25 protein-coding genes are annotated in these 25243 nt (G+C 51.4%); 10 read left to right on the top strand and 15 right to left on the bottom strand.

Going from position 1 to position 25243, the window contains the following annotated elements:
• Positions 1 to 107: 107 nt before the first annotated feature.
• Together sodB and mepH are read right to left on the bottom strand one after the other, a co-directional pair.
• Positions 108 to 689 (bottom strand): superoxide dismutase [Fe], encoded by a 582-nt coding sequence (sodB, locus tag AACS80_RS10810; RefSeq protein WP_130208196.1) that lies wholly within the window; start codon positions 687 to 689, stop codon positions 108 to 110.
• Between the two features lie 127 nt (positions 690 to 816).
• Positions 817 to 1647: a peptidoglycan DD-endopeptidase MepH gene (mepH, locus tag AACS80_RS10815; RefSeq protein WP_130208194.1), complete on the bottom strand. Its 831-nt coding sequence runs from the start codon at positions 1645 to 1647 to the stop codon at positions 817 to 819.
• A gap of 334 nt (positions 1648 to 1981) precedes the next feature.
• Here mepH and grxD point away from each other — a divergent pair, with 334 nt between their 5' ends.
• Entirely contained in the window at positions 1982 to 2329 is a 348-nt protein-coding gene (grxD, locus tag AACS80_RS10820) for a monothiol glutaredoxin 4 (protein ID WP_000108172.1), read from the top strand.
• A gap of 48 nt (positions 2330 to 2377) precedes the next feature.
• Here the strand turns inward: grxD and AACS80_RS10825 are convergent, their stop codons facing one another.
• The 5 genes from AACS80_RS10825 to nemR form a co-directional block, all read right to left on the bottom strand.
• Positions 2378 to 6982 (bottom strand): ATP-dependent helicase, encoded by a 4605-nt coding sequence (locus AACS80_RS10825; RefSeq protein WP_135409985.1) that lies wholly within the window; start codon positions 6980 to 6982, stop codon positions 2378 to 2380.
• A gap of 92 nt (positions 6983 to 7074) precedes the next feature.
• Positions 7075 to 7722, bottom strand: a complete 648-nt coding sequence (gene rnt, locus AACS80_RS10830; protein WP_001282275.1) for a ribonuclease T — start codon at positions 7720 to 7722, stop codon at positions 7075 to 7077.
• A gap of 102 nt (positions 7723 to 7824) precedes the next feature.
• Positions 7825 to 8232 (bottom strand): lactoylglutathione lyase, encoded by a 408-nt coding sequence (gloA, locus tag AACS80_RS10835; protein ID WP_001237796.1) that lies wholly within the window; start codon positions 8230 to 8232, stop codon positions 7825 to 7827.
• An 80-nt stretch (positions 8233 to 8312) separates the two neighbouring features.
• Positions 8313 to 9410: an N-ethylmaleimide reductase gene (gene nemA / locus AACS80_RS10840; protein ID WP_135409984.1), complete on the bottom strand. Its 1098-nt coding sequence runs from the start codon at positions 9408 to 9410 to the stop codon at positions 8313 to 8315.
• A gap of 35 nt (positions 9411 to 9445) precedes the next feature.
• Positions 9446 to 10045, bottom strand: a complete 600-nt coding sequence (gene nemR, locus AACS80_RS10845) for a DNA-binding transcriptional regulator NemR (RefSeq protein WP_135409983.1) — start codon at positions 10043 to 10045, stop codon at positions 9446 to 9448.
• A 102-nt stretch (positions 10046 to 10147) separates the two neighbouring features.
• Between nemR and AACS80_RS10850 the strand changes: the two genes are divergently transcribed.
• The 3 genes from AACS80_RS10850 (at position 10148) to sodC (ending at position 11933) form a co-directional block, all read left to right on the top strand.
• Positions 10148 to 10387 carry a DUF1289 domain-containing protein gene (locus AACS80_RS10850; protein ID WP_135409982.1) on the top strand — a complete coding sequence of 80 codons (240 nt, stop codon included), beginning with the start codon at positions 10148 to 10150 and terminating at the stop codon, positions 10385 to 10387.
• 48 nt (positions 10388 to 10435) lie between these two features.
• Positions 10436 to 11332 carry an aldo/keto reductase gene (locus tag AACS80_RS10855; protein ID WP_130208186.1) on the top strand — a complete coding sequence of 299 codons (897 nt, stop codon included), beginning with the start codon at positions 10436 to 10438 and terminating at the stop codon, positions 11330 to 11332.
• 79 nt (positions 11333 to 11411) lie between these two features.
• Entirely contained in the window at positions 11412 to 11933 is a 522-nt protein-coding gene (gene sodC / locus AACS80_RS10860) for a superoxide dismutase [Cu-Zn] SodC (protein WP_130260584.1), read from the top strand.
• On the opposite strand, the gene AACS80_RS10865 is transcribed toward sodC, so the two are convergent.
• The 3 genes from AACS80_RS10865 to AACS80_RS10875 are packed head-to-tail and all read right to left on the bottom strand — an operon-like array spanning position 11934 to position 15042.
• Positions 11934 to 13946: an FUSC family protein gene (locus AACS80_RS10865; RefSeq protein ID WP_135409981.1), complete on the bottom strand. Its 2013-nt coding sequence runs from the start codon at positions 13944 to 13946 to the stop codon at positions 11934 to 11936. It lies immediately after the preceding gene.
• On the bottom strand, positions 13946 to 14803 hold the full coding sequence (locus tag AACS80_RS10870) for an efflux RND transporter periplasmic adaptor subunit (protein WP_135409980.1): 858 nt from the start codon (positions 14801 to 14803) through the stop codon (positions 13946 to 13948). The genes AACS80_RS10865 and AACS80_RS10870 overlap by 1 nt, the downstream gene beginning before the upstream one ends.
• Positions 14804 to 14805: 2 nt before the next feature.
• Complete coding sequence (locus tag AACS80_RS10875) at positions 14806 to 15042, bottom strand: DUF1656 domain-containing protein (RefSeq protein ID WP_130208178.1); 237 nt, start codon at positions 15040 to 15042, stop codon at positions 14806 to 14808.
• 200 nt (positions 15043 to 15242) lie between these two features.
• Between AACS80_RS10875 and slyA the strand changes: the two genes are divergently transcribed.
• Positions 15243 to 15677, top strand: a complete 435-nt coding sequence (gene slyA / locus AACS80_RS10880) for a transcriptional regulator SlyA (protein WP_064530079.1) — start codon at positions 15243 to 15245, stop codon at positions 15675 to 15677.
• A gap of 46 nt (positions 15678 to 15723) precedes the next feature.
• On the opposite strand, the gene slyB is transcribed toward slyA, so the two are convergent.
• A complete protein-coding gene (gene slyB / locus AACS80_RS10885; protein WP_064530029.1) occupies positions 15724 to 16191 on the bottom strand; it encodes an outer membrane lipoprotein SlyB in 468 nt (155 codons plus the stop codon).
• A gap of 274 nt (positions 16192 to 16465) precedes the next feature.
• On the opposite strand from slyB, the gene anmK reads away from it, so the two are divergent.
• The 5 genes from anmK to pdxY all read left to right on the top strand — a co-directional run bounded on the left by anmK (position 16466) and on the right by pdxY (position 21042).
• Positions 16466 to 17587, top strand: coding sequence for an anhydro-N-acetylmuramic acid kinase (gene anmK, locus AACS80_RS10890; protein ID WP_135409979.1), 1122 nt, complete (start codon positions 16466 to 16468; stop codon positions 17585 to 17587).
• Between the two features lie 85 nt (positions 17588 to 17672).
• Positions 17673 to 18002, top strand: coding sequence for a C-type lysozyme inhibitor (gene mliC, locus AACS80_RS10895; protein WP_135409978.1), 330 nt, complete (start codon positions 17673 to 17675; stop codon positions 18000 to 18002).
• A 58-nt stretch (positions 18003 to 18060) separates the two neighbouring features.
• Positions 18061 to 18717, top strand: coding sequence for a pyridoxamine 5'-phosphate oxidase (gene pdxH, locus AACS80_RS10900; RefSeq protein ID WP_064530026.1), 657 nt, complete (start codon positions 18061 to 18063; stop codon positions 18715 to 18717).
• Between the two features lie 128 nt (positions 18718 to 18845).
• Complete coding sequence (tyrS, locus tag AACS80_RS10905) at positions 18846 to 20120, top strand: tyrosine--tRNA ligase (protein ID WP_053264059.1); 1275 nt, start codon at positions 18846 to 18848, stop codon at positions 20118 to 20120.
• 61 nt (positions 20121 to 20181) lie between these two features.
• Positions 20182 to 21042: a pyridoxal kinase PdxY gene (gene pdxY / locus AACS80_RS10910; RefSeq protein WP_135409977.1), complete on the top strand. Its 861-nt coding sequence runs from the start codon at positions 20182 to 20184 to the stop codon at positions 21040 to 21042.
• A gap of 44 nt (positions 21043 to 21086) precedes the next feature.
• Here the strand turns inward: pdxY and gstA are convergent, their stop codons facing one another.
• The 4 genes from gstA to rsxE form a co-directional block, all read right to left on the bottom strand.
• Positions 21087 to 21692 carry a glutathione transferase GstA gene (gene gstA / locus AACS80_RS10915; protein WP_130208170.1) on the bottom strand — a complete coding sequence of 202 codons (606 nt, stop codon included), beginning with the start codon at positions 21690 to 21692 and terminating at the stop codon, positions 21087 to 21089.
• Positions 21693 to 21797: 105 nt separating this feature from the next.
• Positions 21798 to 23300: a dipeptide/tripeptide permease DtpA gene (dtpA, locus tag AACS80_RS10920; RefSeq protein WP_064530078.1), complete on the bottom strand. Its 1503-nt coding sequence runs from the start codon at positions 23298 to 23300 to the stop codon at positions 21798 to 21800.
• 609 nt (positions 23301 to 23909) lie between these two features.
• On the bottom strand, positions 23910 to 24545 hold the full coding sequence (nth, locus tag AACS80_RS10925; RefSeq protein ID WP_001030332.1) for an endonuclease III: 636 nt from the start codon (positions 24543 to 24545) through the stop codon (positions 23910 to 23912).
• Positions 24545 to 25240, bottom strand: a complete 696-nt coding sequence (gene rsxE, locus AACS80_RS10930; protein WP_064530022.1) for an electron transport complex subunit RsxE — start codon at positions 25238 to 25240, stop codon at positions 24545 to 24547. The genes nth and rsxE overlap by 1 nt, the downstream gene beginning before the upstream one ends.
• Between the last annotated feature and the right edge of the window lie 3 nt (positions 25241 to 25243).

Genomic DNA, 25243 nt, shown 5'->3' on the forward strand with positions numbered 1-25243 from the left:
TTTGCAGGCAAAGTGCGATTTATCTTGCCGGATGCGGTGTTAACGCCTCATCCGGATAGACCCGATAAGCGTAGCGCATCAGGCAATGTTGCATTTGCCATCAGTTATTATGCAGCGAGATTTTTCGCTACGAATTCCCAGTTCACCAACGCCCAGAAGTGCTCCAGATAGCCAGGACGCGCATTGCGATAGTCGATGTAATAAGCGTGTTCCCAGACATCAACGGTCAGCAGCGGGGTCGCATCGGTGGTCAGCGGAGTACCAGCATTAGAGGTAGAAACGATAGCCAGTTTGCCATCGCTGTTTTTCACCAGCCAGGTCCAGCCAGAACCAAAGTTTTTGATCGCAGCGTCAGTAAACTGTGCTTTGAAATCGGCAAAGCTACCGAAAGATGCGGCGATAGCTTCAGCGACTTTGCCAGTCGGTTCGCCACCGGCGTTCGGTGCCAGGCAGTTCCAGTAGAAAGTGTGGTTCCAGACCTGAGCTGCGTTGTTGAATACGCCACCTTCAGAGCTGCGAATAATCTCTTCCAGTGATTTACCTTCAAACTCGGTGCCTTTAATCAGGTTGTTCAGGTTAGTGACATAAGTCTGATGATGTTTGCCGTAGTGATACTCAATGGTTTCCGCAGAAATGTGCGGAACCAGAGCGTCTTTAGCATATGGTAGTGCAGGTAATTCGAATGACATTGCTACTCTCCTTTATTATTCATTGGTATACGCACAATAGCCTTATTGTGAGTACGGATAGGGTAGCAAATTAAAAGGTGATACAAAAGATGAACTTACCCTGTTGTCGTAACAACAGGGTAAAGTTTTAGCGAAGTGTTTTTGGGGTCATTACCCGACGAGCGCCAACATAGTGACGTTGCCAGTAATCTTCACTTAACGACGTGATTTGAATTTCCTGACCACTGCGCGGTGACTGAATAAATTTACCATTGCCAACGTACACGCCTACGTGATCGGCAGTCCCACGCCCTTGCGTGCGGAAGAAGACCAGGTCGCCGTTTTTCAGTTCACTGCGATCGATAGGTGCCGCATCGCGCAGGTGATACATTTCGTTGGCCGTGCGCGGAATACGGATCTTAACCAGGTCTTTATAAGCGTAATAAACCAGTCCACTGCAATCAAAACCGGTACGCGGTGAACTCCCGCCCCAACGATATGGCTTGCCAATTTGCTGCATCAGTTTATTCATCGCCACTTTAGTGGCTTTCTGAACTTTGGCTTTGTGCGCATCGGCAATAGTGCCAGGGGCGGCATTTTTGACTTTCACGCAATGTGACTTATTGCCCTTACGTTTGGTGCACTTTTCCGTAAAGCTGGCAGACGCCGTTTTAGTGACAACATTTTTGCTGCGAGTTTTAGCGTTTTTAGAAGCGGTAATGGAGGATTTTTTAACGGAAGAAGCGGTTTTGCTTTTGGTCGTACTTTTACTGGCGACTTTTTTGGCGGTTTTCTGACTGGCTTTATTATTGGTCTTTTTGGTGGTTGCCGTGCTTTTCTTTTTATCTGCTTTTTTGGTGATATGAGTGGTAGCAGAACTCTCCCTGGCTTGCTTGGAAGCATAGGCCATAGGCATTAAAGGCAGGGTGGTAAAAAGTAAAGCACAGAGCGTGATCGAAATACGGTTTATCCGCGCCACTGAGCGTCCCTCTGTTAAGGCAGGTCTATCATGCCTGCGTCTGATTTACAAAACTTGATGATTCTAATGCATAGAAGAAGGGAAAGTTAATAGCTTTTATTGTTAAAAAATACGTTTCGTCGGCGAGCGCAAAAAAAAGCAGCAGTGAAAGCTAAAAATGGTCACAAATACGCCAGCTTGCAGCGTGGCAGAGTAGAAACGAATATTTGAAATGCAACAAATAGAGCAAAGGGATAAAATAGCAAAAGCATGATGAAAATGTTATTTTCCGATGCCGCACTGACCCGCTACAATGTCAGATTACTGCCGTAAAGAAGTTTGAGGAAGCAAGACAATGAGCACCACTATCGAAAAAATCCAACGCCAGATTGCTGAAAACCCGATCCTGCTGTACATGAAAGGTTCACCGAAACTGCCGAGCTGCGGTTTCTCTGCCCAGGCAGTCCAGGCGCTTGCCGCTTGTGGCGAACGTTTTGCCTACGTTGATATCCTGCAGAACCCGGACATTCGTGCGGAACTGCCGAAATATGCGAACTGGCCGACTTTCCCGCAACTGTGGGTTGACGGCGAGCTGGTAGGCGGTTGTGATATCGTGATTGAAATGTATCAGCGTGGCGAACTGCAGCAGCTGATCAAAGAAACTGCTGCTAAATACAAGTCTGAAGAGCCGGATGCTGAATAATCCGTTTCGCAATACTGACGGATGCTAACAGGCATCCGTCAGTGCTTTTTATCCCCAATCCAGCCCTTGTGGCGAACTTGAAAATCCCGCCTCACGCAGCAGCGTAAACATCGGCGTTTGCCGGACCGGTTGGTCATTCACTTCTGTCAACGTAAAGCGTAGCCGTGGTTCTCGCCGCAACGCGGTGGTTAGCGCCAGGAAAACCTCTGGTGGTAATAATTCATCTTTTTCCTGCCAGACCAGCATTTTTTTGCCACCTTGCACCAGATAAATCAATAATTTGCCGCCAGAAATGACCACCAGCGCGCCTGCCCGACGAGTCGGAACCAGCGTCGCCGGATGTGCAGGCCAGGATAGTAGATTCCCCCACAAATTGGCCGGATCGTTGGCACTAAGGGCCACGGGCATATATTGTCGCGTCTGCGTGGCATGGGGCGCCAGGTCGCGCAGACGGTCAATGGTCTGGCGATCAGCAAATTGTGCACCACCCAAACCTTCAACAAATCGACCCCGCATAATTCGCCCGGAATCTTCCATACTGCGGCAAAGCGTTTGCATCGACGGAAATCCGCCAGGAATATTTTCAGCAATCACCGCCTGACGGCTGATGATTCCGTAGCGGTCGAGCATATTTTCCGCCAGCGCCAGCATCCTTTCGGTATCGTTTAGTGGCTCCACCTGCAATAACGACCAGCGTCCAGCCAGCTTTGGTGTGTTGTAAGATACCGACGGCATAGCTGACGGTGCATAAACCGGACGTCCACGACGAGCCCGGCTACTGCGGCGAGTGGTCGGACTGCTTCGGGTGAGGGCGCGCAACGGTGCCCAAATATCACAGGTGATGACGCCTTGCCAGGCCAGTTCCCAAAGCGCCTCTTGCAGGGCTGAAGGCTCTACGGGCTCGCCGATTATCTCGCCTGTTCGTTGGCTGATTTGTTGCGCAAACCAGGCGCCCCCGTCAGTCAGAACCGCGATAATTGCCAGCTGAAGCGCTGAACGTTTCGCCTGATCCTGTTCTGCGGGAATGAACGATTCGGCGGCAAATTCCCGTAAATGCAGTGCCACCAGACCGTCATCCTCACCGAGCTTTTTTTGCCCCGACCAGATAACCGTACCGGTTGCCAGCAGTTCATCGAGCATTTCTGGCGAGTAATCGCGTACGCGGGCGGGCAGGATCTGGCTTTCCCACAGTGAGGCGGGTAAACCGACACCAGCAAGCTGTTCGATAACTCGCATGACGCCATCCACGCCTTCATAAACGCCTGGCGATGTTGAGGCAAAGAGCGCCGGGCTACCATCGGTGGCGGGGAGCACGCCCTGATGTTCCAGCAGCAATCGTGCATAGGCAATGGCGGGTACCGGACGCGTAGCTTCTCTGGCAGCCTGCAGGGAACGTAAACGCAAACGACGAAAAACTTCATCGCTCACCCAGATGTCTTGTTGCAAATTCATCACCAGCCCCTGTTCGCGCAATTGATGAAGTTGCTCTTCGACAATGGCAATACCGAGGCTAAACTCATGAGCCAGTTGTTCAGCCGTGACCAGAGCATGAGCCCGGAGATAGCGCAGAAAGAGATCGCGAAGCGGGTAATTGACACGGTGCAAGTAAATATCAGGCAGCGAGTCCGGCAGTTGCACTCCGAGAGCATCGCGTAATTTGGCCGCATCGTCCATACAGGCCAGATGCTCCTGAGCTGCGATGATCACCGGGAAGATTCTTTTTTCCGCCAGAAGATTTTCTACATATGTCTCAATCTCTTCACGGCGGCCTGTATGCCGTTGCGCCAGATCCTCAACGGTCATTGGCCCCAGTTCGCGCAACAGGTCGAAAAGACCTTCTTCACCTTTCGCTTTTCTGCCAGGGGCCAGTCGCTGTAACTCTTCTTCCACCTGACGAATGACCTGCGGGTCGAGTAACTCACCAGGATCAACCTGACCGAGTAGATTGCGCAACAATTCGCTGTCCAGAGACAGCACTGAAGCTCGCCGTTCTGCCAGCGGGGCGTCGCTCTGATACATAAATTCCGCCACATAACCGAACAATAAACTGGCGGCGAAAGGCGAGGGCGTAGCGGTCGTTACATCGGATATTTGAATTTCGCCACCGTTCAGGCGACGCATCAAACGTTCCAGCGCGGGAAGGTCATACACATCCTGCAGGCATTCACGCAGAGTTTCGAGAATGACAGGAAAATCCGGATATCCCTGGGCGATTTCCAGTAACTGGCTGGCACGCAGCCGTTGTTGCCAGAGCGGGGTGCGATGGCCCGGTGTTCGGCCAGGCATTAATAATGCCCGCGCGGCGCATTCGCGAAAACGGGCTGCGAAAAGCGCTGAGCTGCCCACCGCCTCGCGGACAATTTGCAGCAACTTTTCCGGTTCAAACAAAAATATCGCGGCGTCAGGCAATTTGCCGTCGGTATCTGGAATGCGGGCGACAATACCGTCATCGCTGGCGACTACCGAGGCATCAGCGCCCCATAGCGCATGCAGTCGTCCGGCAATCGCCAGCGCCCACGGTTCATGCACTCGTCTTCCATAGGGAGAGTGTAAAATAATGCGCCAGTCGCCAATTTCATCACGGCAGCGTTCGAGAACCAGGTGGCGGCTTCCAGGGACAACGCCCGTAGCGTTACGCTGTTCGTCAATCAGCCCCTGAATATTGGCGAGTGTATTTTCTTCTGCCAGCCACGGCGGGATATTTCCGGAAAAGAACGCGCCATCCGCCAGCAAATGGAGAAAATCGCCGATCATTTCCCCCAATTCAGCGGGGCGTCCATTACCTTCACCACGCCAGAAGGGAAGTCGGGCAGAGCGACCTGGTGCAGGTGTCACAATGACCTGATCGCGGGTGATTTGTTGGATCCGCCATGAGGTAGCGCCGAGAGTGATGATGTCATTCACTCGCGATTCATACACCATCTCTTCATCCAGTTCGCCCACCCGCCGCGAGCCTGTCTGTTCTTCACCTTCGGGTAATAACACACTGTACATGCCACGATCCGGAATGGTGCCACCGCTGGTAACAGCCAACAGCTGAGCGCCGGGTCGGGCGGTCAATATCCCCGTCTCCCTGTTCCAGACCAGTTTTGGTCGAAAAGCAGAAAAATCGCCTGAGGGATAGCGCCCGGAAAGCATATCCAGCGTGGCGTCAAAAACTCGTCTTGGCAGATCTTTCCACGGTGCGGCACGGCGTACGCGGGAGTACCATTCGTCGACCTGTAATGCATCCATCGCCGCGGCGGCAACGGTTTGCTGCGCAAGGACGTCGAGTGGATTATGTGGTGGCGTCAGGTTTTCCAACCTGCCTGCAAACATACACTCGACAATGACGGCGGAATCGACTAAATCACGCCGGGTACGGGGGAAAAACAGCCCTTTAGATACACCGCCAACCTGATGTCCGGCGCGACCAATGCGCTGTAGCCCGCTGGCGACAGAAAGCGGCGTCGCCACCTGAATCACCAGATCCACCGCGCCCATATCAATCCCCAGTTCGAGACTGGAAGTCGCGACCACACAGCGCAATTCGCCTGATTTCAGTGCTTGTTCGGTTATCGCCCGTTGTTCTTTAGAGACGGAACCGTGGTGCGAGCGGGCAATGAAAACGTCGCTACTTTGTACGCGGTTAGAGGTTGCGCCGGAGGTAGACTCGAAATGAGCGGCGTCTATGGCGATGGCCGGGGAGCGCTGTAATCGTGCGGCGTAAAGCTCATTCAGCCGTGCCGTCAGTTTTTCCGCCAGGCCGCGAGAATTGGTGAAGACGATGGTTGAGCGATGGCGCAACACTTCATCAAGAATGCCGCTTTCAATATACGGCCAGATTGAGCCTTCTCTGCCCGCATGGCTGTCTTCCCCGGTGCTGCTGGCGACCGACGAGATATCATCCATATTGGCGACCGGTACGACAATCCGTATCTGCGGATGGCGCATTGCGGGCGGGTTGACTACAGTAACCGGACGATCGCCACCAAGAAATGCGGCCACATCACTGGCTGAGCGTACAGTCGCGGAAAGTCCAATTCTCTGTGCTGAGGTGTGTAGCAGCGCATCTAGCCGTTCCAGGCTTAAAGCCAGATGCGCACCGCGTTTACTGCCCGCTACCGCGTGGACTTCATCAATAATTACCGTCTCGACGCCGCGCAGCGTCTCGCGTGCGCGGGAGGTCAGCATCAGATAGAGTGATTCGGGCGTGGTTATCAGAATATCCGGCGGATTGCGGGTCAGTTTGCTGCGTTCCTGCGCGGGCGTATCGCCAGTACGGATGCCCACGCGAAGATTGACTTCCGTTTCGCCGCGCCGCCGCCGTTCCTCTGCAATGCCTTGTAACGGGATCTGCAAATTGTGCTGAACGTCGGTGCCTAAGGCTTTAATTGGTGAAATGTAGAGGATGCGTGAGGTTTTGCGTTTATGCGCCTCGCTGGCATGCTCGCCACCTTCGCGGATGAGCTGATCCAGTGCGTAGAGAAATGCTGCCAGCGTTTTCCCTGAGCCAGTCGGTGCAATCACCAGCGCATGTTCACCTCGTGCCGCCACATGCCAGGTTTGCGACTGGACAGCGGTCGGCTGTTTAAAGGCGCGAAGAAACCAGTCGCGGGTCGCCGGTGAAAACACGTCCGGCAGGGGCGATGAAGAGTTTAGGTTATCTGCCATTAACGCTATTCCCCGTGAATATCATGCATGATGCGTGGAATAGCCTCACTATAGATGCCTGAATCATTGCATGTCATCAGGCATCGACTCGATTACACCTCTTCGGCGGCAGGCAGCGGCCAGCCTCCCAGACGTTTCCAGCGATTGACGATTTCACAAAACAGCACAGCAGTGCGTTCGGTGTCGTACAGCGCGGAGTGCGCCTGGGTGCTGTCGAAGTCCATACCCGCGGTCTGGCAGGCTTTTGATAATACGGTTTGTCCGAGTGCAAGCCCGGCCAGTGCCGCGGTGTCAAAAGTGGCGAAAGGGTGGAATGGGTTACGTTTCAGTGAGGCGCGTTCTGCGGCGGCCATCATAAAGCTGTGATCAAAATTGGCGTTGTGCGCCACCATAATGGCCCGGTTACAGCCGCTCGCTTTAATGCCTTTACGTACAACTTTAAAAATTTCGTGCAGCGCCTCGTATTCGCTGACCGCGCCGCGATCGGGAGCGTTCGGGTCAATGCCGTTGAAGGCGAGGGCCTCTGGCTGCAAATTTGCGCCGACAAATGGTTCGACGTGGAAATGTAATGTGGTGTCCGGCATCAGCCAGCCTTGTTCATCCATTTTCAGGGTGATGGCGGCAATCTCAAGCAGCGCATCGGTTTTGGCGTTAAATCCGGCTGTTTCAACATCGATCACAACAGGATAAAAACCACGAAAACGGTCGCACAGACCGGTAAGTTGAGCGTTATCGGACATCTGATTCTCTTAATACGGATAAATTGCAGCGCGCATTATGACAAATATTACTTGTCGATGCAGTAAAGATGCGGGCGCGATGAGTTCGCGCCCGGCAGGAGATTAGTTGCCCAGACCGCGACCGGCGTCTTTCTCTTCGATTAATTCAATTTTGTAACCATCCGGATCTTCCACAAACGCGATAACCGTAGTACCGCCTTTTACCGGACCCGCTTCACGGGTCACGTTACCCCCGTTTTGACGGATTTTTTCGCACGCTTCAGCGGCGTTATCAACGCTAAGCGCGATGTGACCATAAGCAGTGCCGAGTTCGTATTTATCCACGCCCCAGTTGTAGGTCAGTTCAATTACCGCTTCTTCGGTTTCCGGGCCGTAGCCAACAAACGCCAGTGAGTATTTGTATTCCGGGTTTTCGCTGGTGCGCAGCAGTTTCATGCCCAGCACTTTGGTATAAAAATCGATGGAGCGTTGCAGATCGCCAACGCGCAGCATGGTATGAAGAAGACGCATCTTTATATCCTCAAAATGGCTAACAGATTCAAAATGTTGTTTTAGTATAGCGGCGGCTTTACGCCGCTCGCAATGTTGGATTACAGCGTCGGGTAATCGGTATAGCCTTCCGCACCGCCACCATAGAAACTTTCAGCACGTTGTGGGTTAAGCTCGGCTTTGCGCTGCAAGCGGGCGACCAGATCCGGGTTCGCAATCCAGTCACGCCCAAATGCCACCGCATCAATTAACCCTTTACCGATCAGCATTTCTGCTTTTTCTACCGTGTATGCACCTGCGCCGATAATCGGACCGTGGAAACTGGCGCGTACTTTTTCGCGAAACGCCTCGGTATACGGTTTGCCGCCTGCCCAGTCTGGTTCTGACATATGCAGATAAGCAATGCCGCGTTTACCCAGTTGTTCAATCAGATACAGCGCATCGGCTTCTTCATTCGGGCCGTTATCCGTATTCTGGAACGTACCGATTGGCGAAACGCGAATGCCAATGCGATCGGCTCCCCATTCTTTAATCCCGGCATCGACCACTTCCAGCACCAGACGTGCGCGATTTTCCACGCTGCCGCCGTACTGATCGGTACGATGGTTTGAAGAAGGGGAAAGGAACTGATGCAGCAAATAACCGTGAGCAGAGTGGAGCTCCACCAGATCAAACCCGGCTTCACGCGCGTTAGCAATGGCCTGACGGAAATCGTTGACGATACCCGGAATCTCTTCCAGTTCAAGCGCACGCGGCATGGATGTTTCAACACGGATCGCCTGACCATTTTCATCGCGCAGAGAAGTACGTGTTCCCGCGCTAAGTGCTGAAGGCGCTACCGGTGCCTGACCGCCAGGTTGCAGGCTAGCGTGAGAAATGCGTCCGGTGTGCCACAGCTGTACGGCCATATGACCATTTTCAGCATGAACGCCAGCGGTAATTTTTTTCCATGCGGCAATTTGCTCCGGGCTATGGATGCCAGGCGCGCCTGCATATCCTTTTGCCTGAGCAGAAATTTGCGTGGCTTCGCTAATAATCAAACCAGCACTGGCACGTTGGCGATAGTATTCCGCCATCAACGGAGTAGGGATGTCACCCGGTTCAATACTGCGCAGACGCGTTAGTGGCGCCATAAAAATACGGTTTGCCGCCGTGATCGCGCCCACTTTCAGTGGGGAATACAGTTTTTCAGATGACATAAAGGCTCCTGGTCGTCTGGTGATAAAAAAGCCTACTAAACGGCAGGCGTCGCAATAATGGTTTTTACATGTGCTAGCGCGTTTTCCAGTGGCGCGGAATTGCGCGAAATTTTGGCCTGCAGATTCGCACCCAGCCATAGTGCGTAAAGCACTTGCGCCTGTTGCAGCGGTTCGCCAAAAAAGGTTAAACAATGGCTATCACGGCCATTTTCCAGCGCCTGCGAGAGCAGGGCGATCACGCCGCTAGCGCCTTTATCCATCGCGCAGCGCATATCCTCTGACAGATCGCACACTTCGGCAGAGAGTTTTACTGTCAGGCAACCACTGATGGTTCCGTGTTGGCAAAACTGGTTCAGCGTCTGCTGGTAATAAGCCAGAATGCGGTCGCGGTAATTACCTTCGCCGGATTGCAGCAACTCCGTTAGTCGCTGGTGATATGCTGCGTAATGACGCTCAAGCATGGCAACGCCAAACGCTTCTTTAGAGCGAAAGTAGTGATAGAAGGATCCTTTCGGCACTTCAGCGGTCTTCAGTAATTCGCTTAATCCCATCCCGGTGAATCCACGTTGCAGGCAAAGTTGCTCACCCGTCGCCAGGAGATGTTCGCGAGTATCATGTTCGGTGTGTTTGTTCATGCGCTCGAGTGTAGTAGACCAGTCGGTCTAGTGCAAGCAAAGTTGCTACTTTGGGCATTAACAGCTTCAATAGTGGTAATAATCTTATCTGAGGAGGGCGAGGTGGCGGAGCAATTAGAGTTCTTTCCCGTCCAGAGCCCGTGCCGGGGAATTTGCCAGTCTGACGAACGCGGGTTTTGTCGCGGCTGTTTTCGAAGCCGGGACGAGCGTTTTAACTGGAATAATATGAGCGATGGCGAAAAACAAGAGGTGCTGCGCCTTTGTCGGCAACGATTAATGCGCAAATTACGTGCAAATAAGCCAGCGCCATCAGACGAACCGGAGCAACCATCACTCTTTTGAGCATAATCTTGCGTATACTCCTCTCATATCTGATAAGAGGAAGCGATTATGGTTCAGCGTATTACTATTGCGCCGCAAGGCCCGGAGTTTTCCCGTTTTGTGATGGGCTACTGGCGACTGATGGACTGGAATATGTCTGCCCGTCAGTTGGTTAGCTTTATTGAGGAGCATCTGGATCTCGGCATTACCACCGTGGACCATGCTGATATATATGGCGGCTATCAGTGCGAAGCGGCGTTTGGCGAGGCGCTGAAGCTGGCGCCGCATCTGCGTGAACGGATGGAAATCGTCAGTAAATGTGGCATCGCGACGACTGCTCGTGAAGAAAATGTCATTGGTCATTACATCACTGACCGCGACCATATTATTAAAAGCGCCGAACAGTCGCTGATTAATCTCGCGACCGATCATCTGGATTTGCTGTTAATCCACCGTCCCGACCCGTTGATGGATGCCGATGAAGTGGCGGATGCGTTTAAACATCTGCATCAGAGCGGCAAAGTGCGCCATTTTGGCGTATCCAACTTCACGCCTGCGCAATTTGCCCTGTTGCAATCACGCCTGCCGTTTACTCTTGCGACCAATCAGGTGGAAATATCCCCGGTGCATCAGCCGTTGCTGCTGGATGGTACGCTCGATCAGCTACAACAACTGCGTATTCGTCCAATGGCGTGGTCGTGCCTTGGTGGTGGACGTCTGTTCAATGATGATTATTTCCAGCCGCTGCGGGATGAACTTGCTGTGATAGCCCAGGAATTAAACGCCGCCACGATTGAGCAGGTTGTTTATGCCTGGATATTACGTCTGCCGTCGCAACCGTTGCCGATCATTGGCTCTGGTAAAATTGAGCGCGTACGGGCTGCTGTAGAGGCAGAAGCCCTGAAAATGACGCGTCAGCAGTGGTTCCGTATCCGTAAAGCTGCATTAGGTTACGACGTACCGTAAGCACTTTTAGGATTAGCCGCCGTTCAAATATGTGTCACTGGTTTACACTTAACGGGTATGCACAATGAACGGAGGTCCTATGAAGCGTTTTAGTCTGGCTATCCTGGCGCTGGTTGTTGCGACCGGCGCACAAGCCGCCAGTGAAAAAGTCGAGATGAACCTCGTTACGTCGCAAGGGGTTGGGCAGTCAATAGGTAGCGTAACTATTACTGAAACCGATAAAGGTCTGGAGTTTTCACCCGATCTGAAAGCATTACCCCCCGGTGAACATGGCTTCCATATTCATGCCAACGGAAGCTGTCAACCAGCAACGAAAGATGGCAAAGCCGCTGCGGCAGAATCCGCAGGCGGGCATCTTGATCCACAAAAAACCAACAAGCATGAAGGGCCGGAAGGTGCGGGGCATTTAGGCGATCTGCCTGCGCTGGTGGTCAATAATGACGGCAAGGCGACCGATGCCGTTATTGCGCCTCGTCTGAAATCACTCGATGAAATCAAAGACAAGGCGCTGATGATCCACGTTGGCGGCGATAATATGTCCGATCAACCTAAACCGCTGGGCGGTGGCGGTGAACGCTATGCCTGTGGTGTTATTAAGTAGTTAAGAGGCCAGCGTACCTTGCGGCGGTGCTTGCTCAAGTTGCGAAAGCGAGCAGTATAGCCGCCAGATAATCGCTGCCAGCTCACGGGCGGCAGGCTGATGATGCCGGGCAAGGCTGTCACAAATCCGCTGTAATTCTTCAAGTGTGGCTGCCAGCGATTTTTGCTGAACGCCACGCTCACTCATCACTCCCCGCAACAGCAAAATACAGTTATCCCGCACTTGTGATAACGGATCAGAACGTGACTCCCACTCGCGTAATTGCCAGACAACATGCGAACAGTTCAGTAGCACCACCCCCCAACGTAATAACCAGCGGCGCGCCAGCGCATCCTGGCTGTTGCTCAACTGACTGACGTGATGATAAGTGAGAGATTCAAATTCGTTCTCGCTGTGTATCGGACGACGGCTGAGTTGATCGACAAAATCCCGGCGCAGGGCGCGAATATGGCGACGGCTTTTGCGGGCATCCGACCCAGGTCGCAGAATGGCAAACGCTAACCACGCCAACGCCACGCCAACGATTTTCGCCAGATTATCATTGAGAAAATCGGCAAAATCATACACCGGCGGGTTGGTGACGGCGATAAACGAGCCCATAAAAACAATCAGTTGCCCCCATAATGCAGCTTGTTTTGGCAATTGTATTTTGAGTAGCTGCATCGTTGCCAGCAGGGGGAAAAGAAACAGCAAAAATTGCCACAGCTCGCTAATTTGGACCATCAGGCCAAATTTAACCACAAAGCTAAAGAACGAAAGTAACACCAGCGTGCGCATCAGCAGTGACAACGACTTAAACGGTGCTGCGACGGCGGAGTAAAGGACGCAGCTAATTGCAGCCAGGGTTAAGGCATTGGCTCCGGCATCCCATTGCGAGGCAATACTCCACGCACCAATCAACATCAACGTACAAAATGTCCGCAGCCCGCTCCACATGGCTTCTGCATTATCGGTATGACGTGCCAGCCCGGACGCGCGAGGGAGTCTGGTTTGATCATCTACGCCGCTTTGCAGACGATGTAATTCCTGACTACTTTGCAGATAAAGGCGGCAAAAATAACGTAGTCGATGCCAGAAGGCGACGTGCCGGTAGTCAGCTGAGTTCGTCGGGCGTAACGGGGCAATAATGCGTGCGACGGTGTAAAAATCCGTTTGCCCGCTGGCGATGGCCGTTAGCAACTGTTCAAGAATTTCCCGTATAGCACCAGGGGGTGATGGCCAGTTGAGCAACATACGCCGCAAGCTCGAAATGACGCTGGTCATGCGTAACTGCTGGTGGAGTAACGCATTGAGGCGCGCGTTTTGCTGGCGGAAGCGATAGTGGCTCCAGAAAGCCTGGATACGCAGCAAATTCATGGTCAGTATTTGCCCAATCACCCCTTCATGTGCGGTACGAATGGCATCGGTTGTTTCAGGCTGCCAGAGTAAACTGGCATGTTCCAGTAAACGGGCGTGCATGTTTTTCAATGCGGTTAAAAGGGCAGTGGCATCGGAAGTGCTCGGCAGAATCATCATCATCATCCCACCGCAGAGAATACCGACGATCACTTCGCAAACGCGCGCCTGGGCGATGTCCCACAACTGGCTTGCTTCAGTGATATTGACCATCGGGAAGGCGATAATCGCAGCTGTGTAACCCGCCAGTTGAAACGCATAGGCCACGTTATTCGTGAAATGCGCGCAGGCCCAGGTACAAAAACCAAGCCATGCCGACATGCTCAACAGGAAGAACCACGGTTCGTTAAGAGTATGCCCGGCAAGGATTAGCGCCGCGATAGCCCCCAGCAAACTGCCAGCGATGCGCCCCAGGCTTTTGCTGATGACACCGCCAACTGTCGGAAAGCTCACTACCGCAGCTGACGTCATCGCCCAATAGGGTTCGTCCAGATTTAAATAATAAGCAACAGTCAGCGCCAGACACATGGCAAGGGTATTGCGCAACGCATAGCGCCATTGTGCCAGCGTGGCCTTAAACCAGGGCAGATTGCGCAGAGACCATGACCAGGCGTTCATTACTGACCTACTGCGATACTACAGGTTGTGCCGGATACCAGCGTGACATCGCTGGGAACATTATCAAGGGCAAAGCGAACCGGGACGCGCTGGGCGAGGCGAACCCAGGGAACGTTAGGTTTAACGTCTGGAATCAGGCTGGAATCGTTTTCCACACTCTGATCATAAATTGCCCGACCGATACTGGAGACGTGACCCTGTAACGTTTTGTTGTCGCTATAGAGCGTAATGTGTGCTGGCGCACCGTCGCGGATATGCCGCAATTTGGTTTCTTCAAAATAACCAATGACGTAAAACGAGTGACTGTCCACGAGGGCAAACAGCGGTTTTCCTGTGTCAGCGTAGTCGCCGATGCGGGTAGTGAGGTTGGTGACCCATCCGCTGACCGGGGCGCGAATTTCCGTTTGTGCCAATTGCCATTGTGCTTGTTTCAGCGTTGCTTGTGCGGCATCGACACTGGCCTGCATCGCTTTAACATTGAGGTTTGCCGTATCCAGTTCTTCGGCAGAGATAAAATTTTGCGAGAGATGACGGCGGCGGTTGGCCTCATTATTGGCTCTGGCAAGATCAGATTGCGCTTTCGCCAGTTGGGCCTGGGCATTCAGTTCGGCAATCTGGAAGGGTGTTTTATCGATAGTGAACAGAATATCGCCAGCGTTAACCAACTGGTTGTCTTTTATATTCATCTCAACAATACGTCCGGACACTTGTGGGGTGATAGCGACCTGTTCCGCGCGTATTTTGCCATCCCGCGTCCATGGTGATTGCATGTAATAGTTCCAGAGCCACCATCCGGCGAGAACGGCAACTACTGCTACAATTATTGTTGAGAAATACTTAATGGTTTTAATTGACATAGTTACCACGCAATCAATATTGCCAGGGCGGAGCATACGCAGATCGCAAACAGCGACAAATCCATTAACAAGGGATGCCAGATGTCGCCCGCGTAGATCCAGTCGCGAAGCAGGCGGTGCAGGACAAGCCAGACGACGAATCCAAGCGCGAAGGCTTTGAAAAACGGAGGAAAGTAGACGGATGCACCGAACACCAGATCTTGTAGGGGCAATCCTGTTGCACTATGCATAAACTTCACAAAATAGATTCCTTTGAGGCTGAGTTTATTGCTTTAGATTAATAAATATTGTTTATGTGAGAGAAAATTACTCGCTATTTCTGAAAAGCATGTCTGACGGTAAGCAAATGCAGCAATCCATTTGTTTTAGCAATACAATTGCTGCACACTATTCTAAAAGCCGTATAATATCTTAGCAAGCTAATTATAAGGAGATGAAATTGGAATCGCCACTAGGTTCTGATCTGGCACGGTTGGTGCGCATATGGCGTGCTCTGATAGACCATCGCCTGAAACCCCTGGAGTTAACGCAAACCCATTGGGTGACGTTGCATAATATACATCAGTTACCTCCAGACCAGTCGCAAATTCAACTGGCAAAAGCGATCGGCATTGAGCAGCCATCACTGGTTCGTACGTTGGACCAACTGGAAGAAAAAGGGTTAATTTCGCGTCAAACTTGTCCCAGCGATCGGCGGGCCAAACGTATTAAACTGACGGAAAAGGCGGAGCCGCTGATTAGCGAAATGGAAGCTGTTATTAACAAGACCCGGGCGGAAATTTTGGATGGGATTTCAGCAGAGGAACTGGAACAACTGATTAGGCTCATTGCAAAACTTGAGCATAATATTACTGAGTTACAGGCCAAAGGGTGAAATAAAGGGGGCGTGTGGCCAGGTAGCTGACCACACGTCAACTTGTTTAGCGCGGGGAAACCGTCACCTGGCTGCCGTTGCTAGCCAGAACGACACGTTGTCCCGGAGAGAAATGGGTATTGCCCTGTTTCTGTACCACCATGATGGTGTTGCCATCATCTTTACGAATTTCCAGCTCCACACCCTGTGTTTTGTTCATTGCGCTCTGTACGCCCTGACCGGCTACACCACCCGCGACGGCACCTGCTGCGGTAGCCAAAGAGCGTCCCGTACCACCACCAACGGTATTACCAAGAAAACCACCGAGAACCGCACCGCCAATTGCGCCGATGACGTTGGAATCATCACCGCCCTGAATCTGTACCTGCCGTACGTTCACGATTGTGCCGTAGCTGACATTCTGCACTTGCTTCGCTTCAGAGGCAGTATACACATCGCCAGATAGGGTATCGTTGTTAACACAACCAACAAGAGAAAGACCTACCATTGATACAACCAGTACGCGTTTAATCATTGAAAAATCTCCTGATTACCATGAAACGCCTCACAAGCATCCCTAATGGTCAAAGTAAACCGCATTAGTATAACCATGATTACATGTTCCACTAAAACATGATTAAATCATAATTAGAGTAGGGTTAACCAAGTATAAACAAAACATTCATATTAGTTATTGATGTGAATATAATCTTTTACTACCAACGATAAAAATCGGCTCTTATGCATGGAATTCGCGAAAGGTTTGTGTTTGAGTGGAACGCAAACATCAGGTTGAAAAAGGATGAACTATGAAATCAGGCCGCTTTATTGGTGTTATGTCAGGTACTAGCCTGGATGGTGTCGATGTTGTGTTAGCGACGATCGATGAACACCGGGTGGCGCAGCTGGCGAGTTTGAGCTGGCCGATTCCCCCATCACTCAAACAGGCGGTGCTGGATATTTGCCAGGGGCAACAGCTTACGCTCTCCCAGTTTGGTCAACTGGATACCCGACTTGGCTGCTTGTTTGCGGATGCCGTTAATGCACTATTAAAAGCAGAAAATTTACAGCCGAAAGATATCGTAGCTATCGGTTGTCATGGCCAGACCGTCTGGCACGAACCCACGGGCGTTGCGCCACATACGCTACAGATTGGTGATAACAATCAAATTGTTGCGCGGACTGGAATTACCGTCGTCGGGGATTTTCGCCGTCGCGATATCGCCTTAGGTGGCCAGGGCGCACCGCTGGTTCCTGCGTTTCATCAGGCATTGCTGGCCCATCCAACTGAGCGGCGAATGGTGCTTAATATTGGTGGTATTGCCAATCTGTCACTACTCATACCAGGGATGCCGGTAGGTGGCTACGATACCGGACCGGGCAACATGCTAATGGACGCATGGATCTGGCGTCAGGTCGGTAAACCTTACGATAAAGACGCTGAGTGGGCGCGGGCGGGTAAGGTTATTCTGCCGCTGCTGCAAAAAATGCTTAGCGATCCCTATTTTTCCCAGCCAGCACCCAAAAGCACCGGGCGCGAATACTTTAACTATGCCTGGCTGGAGCGCCATCTACGCGATTTCCCTGGCCTGGATGCGCGAGATGTCCAGGCAACACTGGCGGAACTTACCGCCGTGACCATTTCTGAACAAGTCTTGTTGAGCGGTGGCTGCGATCGATTGATGGTATGTGGTGGCGGAAGTCGCAATCCGCTGCTCATGGCGAGGCTGGCTGCATTACTGCCCGGTACTGAAGTGACCTCCACCGATGCCGTTGGCATTAGTGGCGATGACATGGAAGCGTTAGCCTTCGCATGGCTTGCCTGGCGAACGCTGGCTGGGCTGCCCGGCAATCTACCTTCCGTTACCGGCGCAAGCGAGGAAACGGTATTGGGCGCTATTTTCCCTGCAAACACGCGATATCAGAGTTAACTGAATTTTTCTTACTGCGTCTGCCGTTACACTTGGAAGTTGAGGAGGGCGTTTTTGCCCTCCGGACCAGGAAAGTCTTCGGGATATGTTTATGAAAAAACTGTTACTACTTTGTCTGCCGCTATTTCTTACCGGCTGTAGCGCGTTTAATCAACTGGTTGAGCGCATGCAAACTGATACGCTGGAATACCAGTGTGATGAAAAACCGTTGACGGTCAAACTGAATAATCCGCGTCAGGAAGTTAGTTTTGTTTATGATAATCAACTGCTGCACCTTAAACAGGGGATTTCAGCGTCTGGCGCACGTTATACCGACGGTATCTACGTTTTCTGGTCAAAAGGTGATGAGGCGACGGTCTATAAACGTGACCGCATCGTCTTGAATAACTGTCAGTTACAAAATCCGCAGCGTTGAGATTTTTCCAGGGGCGGCGCACAATAGCGTCACCCACTGACAATTTGTAAAGAAAACCATGGCTGATAACGACGAATTGCAGCAAATCGCGCATCTGCGCCGCGAATACACAAAAGGCGGTTTACGCCGCCGCGATCTTCCCGCCGATCCTTTAACCCTTTTTGAACGCTGGCTTTCTCAGGCCTGTGAAGCCAAACTGGCCGATCCTACTGCGATGGTCGTCGCCACCGTTGATGAACATGGTCAACCCTATCAGCGCATTGTTTTACTAAAACATTACGATGAAAAAGGGATGGTGTTTTACACCAACCTCGGCAGCCGTAAAGCACACCAAATCGAAAATAATCCGCGCGTTAGCCTGCTTTTCCCATGGCATACCCTGGAACGTCAGGTGATGGTTATCGGTAAAGCGGAACGTCTTTCGACTCTCGAAGTGATGAAATATTTTCATAGCCGCCCGCGTGATAGCCAGATTGGCGCGTGGGTATCGAAGCAGTCCAGCCGTATTTCTGCGCGTGGGATCCTTGAAAGCAAGTTTCTGGAATTGAAGCAGAAGTTTCAGCAGGGCGAAGTGCCGTTGCCGAGTTTTTGGGGCGGTTTTCGCGTCAGCCTTGAACAGATTGAGTTCTGGCAGGGCGGTGAGCATCGGCTGCATGACCGCTTTTTGTACCAGCGTGAAAACGAGGCGTGGAAAATCGATCGCCTCGCACCCTGAAAAGATGCAAAAATCTTGCTTTAATCGCTGGTACTCCTGATTCCGGCACTTTATTCTATGTCTCTTTCGCATCTGGCGAAAAGTCGTGTACCGGCAAAGGTGCAGTCGTTATATACATGGAGATTTTGATGGCAAGCAGTAACTTGATTAAACAATTGCAAGAGCGGGGGCTAGTGGCCCAGGTGACGGACGAAGAAGCGTTAGCAGAGCGACTGGCGCAAGGCCCGATCGCGCTCTATTGCGGCTTCGATCCTACCGCTGACAGCTTGCATTTGGGGCATCTTGTTCCATTGTTATGCCTGAAACGCTTCCAGCAGGCGGGCCACAAGCCGGTTGCGCTGGTAGGCGGCGCCACGGGTCTGATTGGCGACCCGAGCTTCAAAGCTGCCGAGCGTAAGCTGAACACTGAAGAAACTGTTCAGGAGTGGGTGGACAAAATCCGCAAGCAGGTTGCCCCGTTCCTCGATTTCGACTGCGGAGAAAACTCTGCTATCGCAGCGAACAACTATGACTGGTTCGGCAATATGAATGTGCTGACCTTCCTGCGCGATATCGGCAAACACTTCTCCGTTAACCAGATGATCAACAAAGAAGCGGTTAAACAGCGTCTCAACCGTGAAGATCAGGGGATTTCGTTTACCGAGTTTTCCTACAACCTGTTGCAGGGCTATGACTTTGCCTGCCTGAACAAACAGTACGGTGTGGTGCTGCAAATCGGCGGTTCTGACCAGTGGGGTAACATCACCTCTGGTATCGATCTGACCCGTCGTCTGCATCAGAACCAGGTGTTTGGCCTGACCGTTCCTCTTATCACCAAAGCAGACGGCACTAAGTTCGGTAAAACTGAAGGTGGTGCAGTATGGCTGGATCCGAAGAAAACCAGTCCGTACAAGTTCTACCAGTTCTGGATCAATACTGCTGATGCTGACGTTTACCGCTTCCTGAAGTTCTTTACCTTTATGAGCATTGAAGAGATCAATGCCCTCGAAGAAGAAGACAAAAACAGCGGTAAAGCGCCACGCGCTCAGTATGTGCTTGCGGAGCAGGTGACGCGTCTGGTTCACGGTGAAGAAGGTTTGCAAGCTGCGAAACGTATTACCGAGTGCCTGTTCAGCGGTTCTCTGAGTGCGCTGAGTGAAGCGGACTTCGAACAACTGGCGCAGGACGGCGTACCGATGGTAGAGATGGAAAAAGGCGCTGATCTGATGCAGGCGTTGGTTGATTCTGAACTGCAACCTTCCCGTGGTCAGGCGCGTAAAACTATCGCCTCTAATGCCATCACCATTAATGGTGAAAAACAGTCCGATCCAGAATACTTCTTTAAAGAAGAAGATCGTCTGTTTGGTCGTTATACCTTACTTCGTCGCGGCAAAAAGAATTACTGTCTGATTTGCTGGAAATAATGCATTAAGTGGAAAGGGGGGGTGAGAAATCACTCCCCCTGATTTTTATACAGGGAACACGATGAAAAATATTCTCGCTATCCAGTCTCACGTTGTCTATGGTCATGCGGGTAACAGCGCGGCAGAGTTTCCAATGCGCCGCCTGGGCGCGAATGTCTGGCCACTCAACACCGTTCAATTTTCTAATCACACCCAATACGGCAAATGGACCGGCTGTGTTATGCCGCCCAGCCATTTAACCGAAATTGTGCAAGGCATTGCTGCCATCGATAAGTTGCACACTTGTGATGCCGTATTAAGCGGCTATCTGGGGTCGGCGGAGCAGGGCGAGCATATCCTCGGTATTGTCCGTCAGGTGAAAGCGGCGAACCCGCAGGCGAAATATTTTTGCGATCCGGTAATGGGACACCCCGAAAAAGGCTGTATCGTTGCGCCAGGTGTGGCGGAGTTCCACGTGCGTCACGGTCTTCCTGCCAGCGATATCATCGCGCCAAATCTGGTTGAGCTGGAAATCCTCTGCGAGCATCCGGTACATAACGTCGAAGATGCGGTTAAAGCTGCGCGCGAACTTATTGCTCAGGGGCCTGAAATCGTACTGGTGAAACATCTGGCGCGTGCCGGTTACAGCACAGAACGTTTTGAAATGCTGCTGGTTACTGCCGATGAAGCATGGCATATCGACCGGCCTCTGGTAGATTTCGGCATGCGTCAGCCAGTAGGCGTCGGTGATGTGACGAGCGGGTTACTGCTGGTGAAACTAGTACAGGGCGCAACGTTGCAGCAGGCGCTGGAGCATGTGACCGCGGCGGTATACGAAATTATGGTAACCACCAAAGCAATGCAGGAATATGAGCTGCAAGTTGTAGCAGCCCAGGATCGTATTGCTAAACCAGAACACTACTTCAGTGCGACGAAGCTCTGAAAAGTGTCTTGTCGGCCCACAGTATCCTGCGGGCCGATAAACCATTACTGCAAGCCTTCTGCTGTTAGCGCGGCTTTTACCGTCGGACGTTCAGCCATACGCTGCATATAGGCGGCAATATGCTCTAAACCTTCCAGATTCAATTTCACACCATATGCCCAGCGCAGTACAGTAAACAGATAGGCGTCAGCAATAGTAAAACGTTGCCCGCAAATCCAGTGATCCTCTTTCAGCGCATCGTTAACGTACTGCAGTTTTTTCTCCAGCTGTGCGCGTGCAGTCGGTTTGAACTCTTCCGGTGTAGCCGGGTGAAACAGCGGAGTAAAGCCTTTATGCAACTCAGTGGCGATATAGTTCAGCCATTCGATGGTTTTATAGCGAGAAATACTGTTTACCGGAGCCAGTAACTGGCGGTCGGGGACGCTGTCGGCAAGATACTGCATAATGGCCACGCCTTCCGTGAGCAGAGTGCCATCGTCCAGCAGCAGAGCAGGAACCTGCCCTTTAGGATTAATCGCAAAGTAATCATCGCCGTTTTCCAGACGTTTTTTCATTAAATCCACACTGGTGAGCGTAAAGTCCTTTCCGCTCTCACGCAGGATGATATGGGAAGCAAGAGAGCAGGCGCCCGGTTTGTAGAACAGTTTCATCGGTAACTCCTTTTGGCTGTGGTTTAAAGTATGGTAGTGCGTTGCTGAACAAAAAAAAAGCCGCTAACGAAAAGTTAGCGGCTTGTAAAAGAGTTTCCCTGAAATTTACGCTACGGCAGCTTTCGCCGCTTTATCAGCAGCATCGTCCTGAGTCATACGATGCAGTTTCGGCGCGGTCAGCAGCATCAGCACTGCAATAACAGCAGTAGCAACACCAATCTGTAAGAATACGCGGCCATATACTTCCAGCGACATCAGCGGATCGGTTACGTTATCCGGTACAGCCATCATACCCGCAACATAACCACCAATCAGGTTTGCACCGGCAGTGGTCAGGAACCAGCTACCCATAATAAAGCCCATCAGACGCTGTGGAACGAGCTGCGCAACCATTGCCAGACCCAGACCGGAGATCATCAGTTCACCGATACTCTGCAGGCCATAGCTTGCGACCAGCCAGCTTACAGACACGATACCGGCGTCAGAGGCGAATTTCGCGCCCAGTGGCAGGATCAGGAACGCGCCAGAACACATCACCATACCGATAGCAAACTTAGTCGGCATCGGCAGAGTATCGCCCATCTTGTTATAGATAGCGGCGAGAATCGGGCTACCAATGATGATCCAGAACGGGTTCAGTGCCTGATACTGTTCAGGTTCTACTGCCAGGCCCAGAATGGTGTGCTCAACGTTACGGATTGCAAAGAAGTTCAGAGACGTCGGCATCTGGCTGTACAGCACGAAGAAGATGATTGCTTCAAGCATCAGGATGAAAGCAACGATCATTTTACGACGTGCAGCACCTTTCATTGCAAAGGCTTCTTTACCGAAGATAACCACGATACCGAAGGCAACAACGCCCAGCGCCATACGCGCAACGTCCTGGTTGTGCAGCAGCCAGGTGGCAATAGCAATCAGCGCGACAACACCAATAATGGTTAACAGCAGATTGCGGTAGTTGATCGGCTCGAAGTCAGGTTTTGAACCGTACTGCTTAACCCAGCGTTGGCAAAAGGCGAAGTTAACGATGGTGATCAACAGACCAACTACGCTAAGGGCGAATGCGACGCTCCAGCCATACTTGGCTGCTAACCACGGCGTTGCAATCATAGAGAAGAATGAACCGATGTTGACGGACATGTAGTACATGGTGAATGCACCGTCCAGACGTGGATCGTTTTTCTCGTAGCAAGTTGACAGCAGTGAAGACGGGTTGGCTTTAAACAGGCCGTTACCGACCGCAATTGCCGCCATACCCATATAGACGATACCGGCATCGTGACCAGACCAGGCAACCAGCGCATAGCCAATCGCCAGCACAATAGCACCAAGCATAATGACGCGTTTTGTACCCAGTACTTTATCGCCTAACCAACCACCAATAGCGACAAGACCATAAACCAGGGCGCTAAAGGAAGAGAAAAGTGTGATTGAATCCGCTTCGGACATACCCAGTTGTTTAACCAGGTAAACAGCCATAATTCCTTGTAGGCCGTAATAACCAAAGCGTTCCCATAACTCGATCGAGAAGATGAGATAGAACGCCTTCGGTTGTTTGAAAGCGTTCAAACTAACGCTTTCTGTTGGTTTTTGGTTTGCAGTGGACACTTTTACCTCTTTTTTTACATCCCATATTAACGGGGGTGTTTTCTCGCGTGATGTCTAATAAACATACGCGCAATTGTTATAGTGGGAGGGGAAACGGCAGGTAATGTTCACTATCTTGCACTTTCAGACAAGTCCTTTGTAATAATCTGTTACATATAACTGGCATGGAGAAATCATCGGCCCATTGAAATGTTATCCAGCGTTAAATTTTTCAAAAAACGCAACGGCAGATTTTTTCACTACCAGAAGAGGGGGAATACTGATATTTGGCGATATGTTCTACTGTAAGGTGTTTTATGTAGTGAGATAGTCCATTATCTGAAAAATAGACAGTGTAATGTTTTGTAGGTTTATGCCCTGGTTGAATCAATGCCTTGTCAAATTTAACTTAAATAGAGCAAAATTTTTACATCATGACATCAATGTGATCTTGATCACGAATAGATAGAAAATTTCGCTATTAAAAAAACAATTAACCTGCATTTTTGGTTATTCACAAACGGATTGCCTGACAATGATGCCGCGAGGCGGCATCATTGACGTTAACAAGATGTTTTATAAGAGGATGAGAAATAGTTATCAATGGGATAACGATGTTACCCTTTTTCGTCAGATGTCAACTTTCTCTTTGTATTCACAAAGATCTTCAATAATGCAGGAGCCACAGCGAGGCTTGCGGGCAATACAGGTGTAACGCCCGTGGAGGATTAACCAGTGGTGGCAATCGACTTTGAATTCTGCCGGAACCACTTTGAGTAGTTTTTCTTCAACCTGTTCGACATTTTTCCCCGGTGCAAATTGGGTGCGATTACAGACGCGGAAAATGTGCGTATCTACAGCAATGGTCGGCCAACCGAAAGCAGTATTCAATACCACGTTTGCTGTTTTACGCCCTACACCGGGCAGGGCTTCCAGCGCAGCGCGATCTTCCGGAACTTCGCCATTATGCTGTTCGAGCAAAATACGGCAGGTTTTGATGATATTTTCTGCTTTGCTGTTATATAGCCCAATGGTTTTGATATACGTTTTAACCCCATCAACGCCCAGTTCGAGCATTGCGGCAGGTGTATTGGCCACCGGGTAAAGCTTTGCCGTCGCCTTATTGACGCTGACATCGGTCGCCTGAGCGGAAAGCAGTACAGCAATCAGCAATTCAAAAGGCGAACTGAAATTAAGTTCGGTTGTAGGATGAGGGTTGTTCTCACGCAGGCGAGTGAGGATCTCCAGTCGTTTTGCTTTGTTCATCAGACATTCCCTGTTTCACCGTTTGGCAACTCGCGTGTAGCAGCTGCTTCAGCACGGCGCTTTTTCATTCTTTCATCAATCAGATATTTTCCCGCCAGCATCAGCCCCAGACCAATGAATGCGCCTGGCGGTAACATTGCTAACAGGAAGGGAGAATCGGTATGGAAGATCTCTACCCGCAGTACTTTGGCCCAGCTACCTAACAGCGCATCGGCACCGTCAAACAATGTTCCGTTGCCGATGATTTCGCGTAGTGAACCCAGTACGAACATGGCGCAGGTTGCGCCCATGCCTATCGAAAAACCATCAAGTGCGGAGAGCGCCGGACCTTTTTTTGCGGCGAAAGCTTCCGCACGGCCAACAACGATACAGTTAGTGACAATCAGAGGAATAAAAATCCCTAACGATTGATACAGGCCAAAGGCGTATGCGTTAATCAGCATTTGTACGGCGCTGACCACCGAGGCGATGATCATCACGTAAATCGGGATTCGGATTTCGGCTGGCGTCCAGTGACGCAGCGTCGAGATGGTCAGGTTGGTGAGAGTCAACACCAGCGTTGTCGCAAGCCCTAAACCCAGTGCGTTGGTGGCAGTGGAAGTGACCGCCAGCAGCGGACAGAGGCCAAGTAACTGGACCAGTGCGGAGTTGTTCTTCCATAACCCCTGAACAATAACGTCTTTAATTTCGCTCACGGT

The organism is Escherichia sp. E4385 (assembly GCF_963883145.1).
Lineage (GTDB): Bacteria > Pseudomonadota > Gammaproteobacteria > Enterobacterales > Enterobacteriaceae > Escherichia.

What these genes read in the sequence shown, in the direction of transcription:
- sodC (WP_130260584.1), top strand. Translation starts at nt 11,412, where the DNA reads ATGAAGCGTTTTAGTCTGGCTATCCTGGCGCTGGTTGTTGCGACCGGC.
- AACS80_RS10870 (WP_135409980.1), bottom strand. Translation starts at nt 14,803, where the DNA reads ATGTCAATTAAAACCATTAAGTATTTCTCAACAATAATTGTAGCAGTA.
- grxD (WP_000108172.1), top strand. Translation starts at nt 1,982, where the DNA reads ATGAGCACCACTATCGAAAAAATCCAACGCCAGATTGCTGAAAACCCG.
- AACS80_RS10825 (WP_135409985.1), bottom strand. Translation starts at nt 6,982, where the DNA reads ATGGCAGATAACCTAAACTCTTCATCGCCCCTGCCGGACGTGTTTTCA.
- nemR (WP_135409983.1), bottom strand. Translation starts at nt 10,045, where the DNA reads ATGAACAAACACACCGAACATGATACTCGCGAACATCTCCTGGCGACG.
- nth (WP_001030332.1), bottom strand. Translation starts at nt 24,545, where the DNA reads ATGAACAAAGCAAAACGACTGGAGATCCTCACTCGCCTGCGTGAGAAC.
- slyB (WP_064530029.1), bottom strand. Translation starts at nt 16,191, where the DNA reads ATGATTAAACGCGTACTGGTTGTATCAATGGTAGGTCTTTCTCTTGTT.
- nemA (WP_135409984.1), bottom strand. Translation starts at nt 9,410, where the DNA reads ATGTCATCTGAAAAACTGTATTCCCCACTGAAAGTGGGCGCGATCACG.
- tyrS (WP_053264059.1), top strand. Translation starts at nt 18,846, where the DNA reads ATGGCAAGCAGTAACTTGATTAAACAATTGCAAGAGCGGGGGCTAGTG.
- mliC (WP_135409978.1), top strand. Translation starts at nt 17,673, where the DNA reads ATGTTTATGAAAAAACTGTTACTACTTTGTCTGCCGCTATTTCTTACC.
- sodB (WP_130208196.1), bottom strand. Translation starts at nt 689, where the DNA reads ATGTCATTCGAATTACCTGCACTACCATATGCTAAAGACGCTCTGGTT.
- pdxY (WP_135409977.1), top strand. Translation starts at nt 20,182, where the DNA reads ATGAAAAATATTCTCGCTATCCAGTCTCACGTTGTCTATGGTCATGCG.
- anmK (WP_135409979.1), top strand. Translation starts at nt 16,466, where the DNA reads ATGAAATCAGGCCGCTTTATTGGTGTTATGTCAGGTACTAGCCTGGAT.
- gloA (WP_001237796.1), bottom strand. Translation starts at nt 8,232, where the DNA reads ATGCGTCTTCTTCATACCATGCTGCGCGTTGGCGATCTGCAACGCTCC.
- AACS80_RS10865 (WP_135409981.1), bottom strand. Translation starts at nt 13,946, where the DNA reads ATGAACGCCTGGTCATGGTCTCTGCGCAATCTGCCCTGGTTTAAGGCC.
- gstA (WP_130208170.1), bottom strand. Translation starts at nt 21,692, where the DNA reads ATGAAACTGTTCTACAAACCGGGCGCCTGCTCTCTTGCTTCCCATATC.
- rnt (WP_001282275.1), bottom strand. Translation starts at nt 7,722, where the DNA reads ATGTCCGATAACGCTCAACTTACCGGTCTGTGCGACCGTTTTCGTGGT.
- AACS80_RS10855 (WP_130208186.1), top strand. Translation starts at nt 10,436, where the DNA reads ATGGTTCAGCGTATTACTATTGCGCCGCAAGGCCCGGAGTTTTCCCGT.
- pdxH (WP_064530026.1), top strand. Translation starts at nt 18,061, where the DNA reads ATGGCTGATAACGACGAATTGCAGCAAATCGCGCATCTGCGCCGCGAA.